Source organism: Bacillus sp. Marseille-P3661 (assembly GCF_900240995.1).
Taxonomy (GTDB): domain Bacteria; phylum Bacillota; class Bacilli; order Bacillales; family Bacillaceae_J; genus OESV01.
In genome coordinates this window covers 255,051-261,592 of record NZ_LT965958.1, presented here as the reverse complement: position 1 = coordinate 261,592, position 6,542 = coordinate 255,051, and the positions used below count along the sequence as shown (strand labels likewise).

7 protein-coding genes are annotated in these 6,542 nt (G+C 35.2%); all 7 read right to left on the bottom strand.

The features are described from left to right. Nucleotides 1–234: 234 nt before the first annotated feature. Entirely contained in the window at nucleotides 235–1,002 is a 768-nt protein-coding gene (tatC, locus tag C1724_RS23845) for a twin-arginine translocase subunit TatC (protein WP_102349347.1), read from the bottom strand. Between the two features lie 230 nt (nucleotides 1,003–1,232). Further along, on the bottom strand, nucleotides 1,233–1,433 hold the full coding sequence (gene tatA / locus C1724_RS23840; RefSeq protein WP_102349323.1) for a twin-arginine translocase TatA/TatE family subunit: 201 nt from the start codon (nucleotides 1,431–1,433) through the stop codon (nucleotides 1,233–1,235). Between the two features lie 24 nt (nucleotides 1,434–1,457). Then, nucleotides 1,458–1,661: a twin-arginine translocase TatA/TatE family subunit gene (gene tatA, locus C1724_RS23835; protein ID WP_102349321.1), complete on the bottom strand. Its 204-nt coding sequence runs from the start codon at nucleotides 1,659–1,661 to the stop codon at nucleotides 1,458–1,460. 124 nt (nucleotides 1,662–1,785) lie between these two features. Next, nucleotides 1,786–3,708: a molybdopterin biosynthesis protein gene (locus C1724_RS23830; protein WP_102349345.1), complete on the bottom strand. Its 1,923-nt coding sequence runs from the start codon at nucleotides 3,706–3,708 to the stop codon at nucleotides 1,786–1,788. A 22-nt stretch (nucleotides 3,709–3,730) separates the two neighbouring features. After that, nucleotides 3,731–4,963 carry a molybdopterin molybdotransferase MoeA gene (locus C1724_RS23825; protein ID WP_102349319.1) on the bottom strand — a complete coding sequence of 411 codons (1,233 nt, stop codon included), beginning with the start codon at nucleotides 4,961–4,963 and terminating at the stop codon, nucleotides 3,731–3,733. A gap of 64 nt (nucleotides 4,964–5,027) precedes the next feature. Continuing rightward, entirely contained in the window at nucleotides 5,028–5,630 is a 603-nt protein-coding gene (gene mobA, locus C1724_RS23820; protein ID WP_102349317.1) for a molybdenum cofactor guanylyltransferase, read from the bottom strand. 29 nt (nucleotides 5,631–5,659) lie between these two features. Beyond that, entirely contained in the window at nucleotides 5,660–6,460 is an 801-nt protein-coding gene (locus C1724_RS23815) for a formate dehydrogenase accessory protein FdhE (protein ID WP_102349315.1), read from the bottom strand. Nucleotides 6,461–6,542 lie beyond the last annotated feature (82 nt).

Here is a 6,542-nt window from a genome sequence, read left to right as displayed (position 1 = left end):
GCCATAAAAAAAACTTTGAAATAAAGCTGTTTTTCAAAAGCTCGACTTCAAAGTTGATGTGACTGCCTTACAAATACTATTAAAACATCTTACGGCAATGTTCTCAATACCAATTTTCTTCCAATTACAGAAAAAATTATATCGATATAATTTTTCTTATGAAACTATTAAAAGAATACCCAAATATGCTTAATTAAACTAAAGCTGTCCACTTAGTGAACAGCTTAATAAAGTCTATTTTACGTTCGTTTCATCTGTCGTATCATCGTTTATATTTGTTAAACCATATTCTTCTGCAAGTTTCTTTTCTTTTTTCAGTTTTTTACGGTATATGATTCTCGACATCGAAATACTTGCCTCATATAAGATAAACATCGGAATCATCACTAGTGTTTGCGTTAAAAAATCTGGCGGTGTTACAACTGCAGATATAATAACTAATACAAAATACGCATACTTTCTGATTTTCGATAGCTTTTGAGGATCAATAATACCTAAGCTAGTTAAAAACATTACCACGACAGGTAATTCAAATAATACGGCAAATGGTAATGTGATTTTTAATAAGAACTGAAAATATTTCTCTGTTGTAAACATCGTTTGAAAGTTGTCAGCAGATAACGATAGTAAAAAGTCAAAAACAATAGGAAATATAAAAAAGTAACCAAAGCACAGTCCCGCAATAAATAATATAAACAAGGCTGGTATATATGATAATGTGACCTTCCGCTCGAACGGCTTTAAAGCTGGTTTAATAAATAACCAAAGCTGCCAAGCTAATATGGGTATTGTGAACGCAATTGCTACTACACCAGCTAATTGAAAATACACCCAGACAATTTCCGTTGGACTTAATACAGATAATTTAATTTCTAAGTTACGAACAAAAAAGTTATATATATCCTGTACAAAAATAAACGCTGCAATAAAGAACACGATAAATGCTACTGCTGTAACAATAATTCTATTTCGAAGCTCATCCAAATGATCGACGAGATTCATGCTGTTATCTTGTTGTGTCAAATTTTCTTCCCCCAATCCAATGAGAGGTTTACTAGAATAGGTCCATTCTTATAGTAAAAATACATATATCTAACTAATACTTCTAAGAAAAGAGATCTTCCGGCTTTACCTTAAGTATATATAAATATGTACAAAAACTTAAACGAAAGAAGAAGATGTAAGATGATTTTATATCCTACATCTTCTTATGTTTTTCATACATCGATTATTTATACAGTCTCTTTTTCCTTGTTCTTCACTTCAATCTTTTCTGGTTCATCATCTTTCACTATTTCTCTAGTTGCTTTTTTAAATTCTTTAAGGGAACCACCGACTGCTCGTCCAATTTCAGGTAGCTTTGAAGGACCAAAAACAATAAGAGCAATGACTAAAATTAAAATTAAACCTGGAACACCAATATTAGATAACATCGTTATCAGCTCCTATACATATAGCTATTTTTTCAAATCTGTTACTTCTTTTTTAATATCGTCGAATTCTTCTATTACATCACCAGTTAATTCTTTAGTAGATTTTTTGAATTCACGAATAGTTTGTCCTGTTGCTTTACCTAGTTCAGGTAATTTCTTAGGACCAAAAATAATTAATGCAAGTAATAAAATAAGTACTAATCCTGGAATACCGATATTAGTCAGCATGTTGATAATCCTCCTAATCCCAATGCGGGATAATTAGTTACGATGTATACACTTCCTATTATAATCAGTTTGTTTATTATTTTGTTAGAAATCCTGTAATGTTCATGATTATTTCACACATATATTAAAGATAGATAGGTTCAACATTTTTATCAACTTTATAGCCACCCAGCCCTTCAACAGTTAATGAAAATTGTTCAGAATGAAGGACATCTACTAACAACTTACCACCTTCACTTTCAAAAAAGGCCTTTGTCATTAATAGATCATAGGATTCATCAGCTAATGGGATAAAATCAACCCCCATCGCTTTCGCTGCAGAATAGATTCCCAGGCCTACATTTTTATCATGCTGTTTAACCTCTGCGGCTATACTTAAATGCGAGAACATTTCTCTCTGGTATCCAATTACTTCATTTGGAGCCATATTAGCTTTTCGTAGAAGATGATCAAATAGCATGCGGGTTCCAGCACCTTTTTGACGGTTAATAAAATGCAGCTCTTTCGTTTTTAAATCTTCAATGGATTGGACATTATAAGGATTTCCTTTAGGAACAATCCAGCCTTGTTCTCTTTTTAAGAATCGAAGAAGTACAAGCTGTTGACCATCTATATACTTACGAATAAATGGAAGGTTGTATTCACCTGTATCTGGATCTAATAGGTGTATACCGACGATATGGGCCTCCCCTTTTTTTATCGCCATTATACCAGCCATACTTCCTGTATGAGATGAAATGATTTGTCGATTGATATCCTCTTCTCTAATTAATGATGAAAGAATATCGATGGTTAAATCATGACTACCACTAAATAAAATGGACTTCTTGATAGATTCTAAAGGCTTGTAAAGTTCTATATTTACAATTTCGCCTTGTTCAAGTCCTAAGCTATCTGCTGGAACAGTAAGAATACCATCTGCTCGTACCATCGACATCGATACGCCAGCAGCCCGAGTAAGTGGATTAGCAATATATTCACCGTTCACAAAGCCAATGTTCATGCGTACAAAATCCTCGGAACCCATATTAGAAACAATACGACGACCTAATTTAACATTTAATGTATCTCTTTTTGGTTCGTTTATCCCAAGATATTGGCAAATTAATGGCCGAACAAACCATTCCATGGAAAGATACGCAGAAACAGGATAACCTGGTAATCCAATTACAACCGTTCCGTTGATTTTCCCCAATACAACCGGTTTACCCGGTCGAGTTGCTACTCCATGTGATAAAACTTCACCGAGTTCACCAATTATATGTACCGTGTAATCCTTAGACCCTGCCGATGAGCCTGCGTTAATAATCACAATATCAGATTGATCACATGCTACTAATAAAGCTTCACGTATAAGTTCCGGTTTGTCTTTGACTATTGGATGTTTTACAGGGAGCGCACCCCATTCAGTCACATAACCTGCAAACACCGTACCGTTTGTTTCAATAATTTCCCCTGGTTTGACGTCAAGACTTGGACTAACGATCTCGTTACCAGTTGGAATTATAGTTACGGTCGGTTTCTTTACGACAGGGACATGTAATACTCCACCACCTAATAAGGCACCTAAATCAACAGCTCGTAATTTATGTCCCTGTGGAACGATCATTTCACCAGTAACAACGTCCTCACCAATTGGACGAATATGTTGCCAAGGTGTTGCAGGTTCTATGATTTCAATCGTATCTTCATCAATTACTTGAATGTTTTCAATCATAATTACTGCATCAAATGGTGATGGAAGAGGATTTCCTGTATCTACATATATAAACTGGCAATCACTAATTGTAAGCTGTATAGGATTTTGTTCATGGGCACTGTAAGTATGTTCAGCACAGACGGCTATTCCATCCATTGCAGACGCATGATAATGTGGCTGAGATAGTGTGGCATAAATAGGAACTGCTGTGATTCGACCGAGTGCCTCTGTAGTCGGAATCTGTTCAATAACTCTGTCAAACATGAATGCAGCTAGCAATTCATCCAATGCTTGGGCTTTTGGTTTATCTTCTAAATATATTTTTCTATTATATCTATTGTCTTGCATATTGTTCACTATCTTCACCCCCTTAACGTAATAAAATTACCTGTACAGATTCACCAATCGTTACCCCTTCATTTTTAGAAGGAATTTCAACGATGCCATCACTCTGCACAAGAGTTTTTAATAATCCTGATTTCCCCAATATAGGTTCTGCCCACCATTCATTGTTATCTTTCACTAATTTAACACGAATATAATCGGAACGACCTGGTGATGATGGAATATTTTTTTTAATTTTTGCAGTCATTCTTGTCGGCACTTCATTCGATACTTCACCACTTAAGCGCTCTAGAATTACTTGTCCAAATAGCTTAAAAATAATCATAGCGGAGGCTGGGTGTCCAGGAAGGCCAATAATCGGCTTAGCAGCTGCTTGAGAAAGTATTGTTGGTTTACCAGGTTTAATTGAAATTCCATGTACATAAACACCAGGATCACCTAATGATTGTATAACTTCAGTAGTATAATCCTTCGCACCAACACTACTTCCCCCAGATAAAATTAAACAATCAACCTGCTGAGATAATTCTAATGCCCGATTCTTAAAAGTTTCAAAATCATCAGGTACAATTCCTCCATAAACAAAATCATACCCCCACTCTTTAACCATGCCGCCAATTGTTAGTCCATTTATATCACGTACCTGACCAATTTGCGGATTTTTTGTTTCATAAGGAATAATTTCGTCTCCAGAAGATAAATAACCAACCTTTATTTTCTTATACACATTTACCGATTCTATTCCCAAGGAACCTAGAGCACCAATCTCCTGTGGCCTTAAATGAGTACCCTTTGTAAGTAATTTGGAGCCTTCGGTAATATCCTCACCAATACCAACAACATTTTCTCCTGGTGCAACGGATTTATATGTATTTAATAACCCACTAATATCTTCACAATGTTCAATCATGATTACACTGTCTGCATGATCCGGCAACATTCCACCAGTCGGAATTTGAATTGCTTCACCCGGCATTAATTTTGTTGTAACTTCTTCCCCCATTTTAATTTCACTAACAACATTTAAGTATCCTGGCATTGATTCAGATGAGCCATATGTATCTGCTGCTTTCACAGCATAACCATCTACGGTTGATCTACGAAAATTTGGAACATTCTCTGCTGCAATGACATCCTCTGCTAGAATTCTATCAAACGCATCTGAAATCAATTGATGTTCTACTATACCAATCGGGTGGACGTGATGATGTATTAAATTTAATGTCTCTTCAACAGTTTTTACTTTAAAAAATTGCATTGATTCAACTTCCTCCCCCTATTTTTACAAGACGATTGGAATGCCCGATTAACCCCAACTAATTTCACATATTTAGTTCTCTTTTTACACTTTCATAATCTAAAGGATAGTTCATATTATAAAATATTTTCTCAATATCTCCAATAATGTGCTCCTTTATTTCTGTTTCATTAATATATCGGACAGTCAAATCGTCTAATAAATCTCTTATTCTTAACCGTTCCTCCAGTAAGCATTTTTCCACAACGGGAAGTGCTGTCTGTTTAAACACGGAGAATAACGGGTGTAATTTCCCGTTTATACTTGGCACAATTGCATCGTAGTCATTTTCCATACATAACCGAACGAGGTATTGTGCTAATTCACCTGAGACAAAGGGCATATCACAAGCAACAAAGAAATTATACAAGCTTGTACTATGTTTAAGACCGCTATGAATACCAGCTAACGGTCCTTTTCCTATATATTGATCGCTTACGATTGGCATTTCAAGAAAATCATATGTTCCATGATCATTGGTTACAAGTATAATAGTAGAAAAAAAAGGGCGCAGGTGGCCTATAATTGTTTCAATAGTTGTTTTTTTCCCATCAATGAAGAGTAAGGCCTTATTGGTACCCATACGACTTGATTTTCCACCTGCTAATATAATCCCTGTTGCATCCACTATTTACACCCCATTATTCCATAGATTAATCAATTAATCGTAGTTTTAACTTTTGAAACCCCATAACCTTTTTCTTGAGCTAATATATCTAAATGAATGGTATTTAAATCAAGAATTGCGGGATTCTCTTGCTTGAATGTGCCTCTTGTATCTATTACTTTAACATAACCATTACAATCTTCACAGATATGAATTTGTAACTTTTTGTTATCCTCAATGTGAAGATAATGTAAAGCCTCACTATGATCTTTGCCACAATGTGAGCATTTTGAACGCTTTTCACTCCAGTTCGCGAAACATCTTGGACAATGAACGACTTTTTTCCCTACTTTTCCTTCTAATCTAGCAAGACGAATAGGTTCACCGCAGCAAGGACATGTTTCGATCGGATCTGTTTCATATAACTCACCTTGATAAACAGTTGAAATTGCCCGTAGGTACGGACGGACCGCTTGCTCGGCTAGAAAGTATGGCAACCACTGAGAAAGACCATTTTTTTCTGCAAAATTGTTAAAATAGAAGTCGTTATATGCTAAGACTTCGTCAACCCATTGTTGTAGGATATCCGGATTAATGATGTCCTTCACCATATATAATTCGTTTTTAAACTCTGATTTAATCACAGCCAAAAGATCGATTAATTCGAAAATGTATTGGCGATATTTTTCGAGATCAACATTTAATTGAATCTGGCTTATTAATGGTTGATTATCATTTTTCAAAGCATTCGGTACAGCATTTATATGATTTACTATCTCATGCTTCCATTGGTCCTGCTTTTCAATAATTTCTTTTTGTAATTTAAAATACTCTGTTGTTACAACTGACATGTTAATCACCTCGAACAGTTAATGGTGTAAAGAAGAGCCGCCTAAAATGGGCAGCTCTCATTTTGTTTTAGCTAAGTTCTTA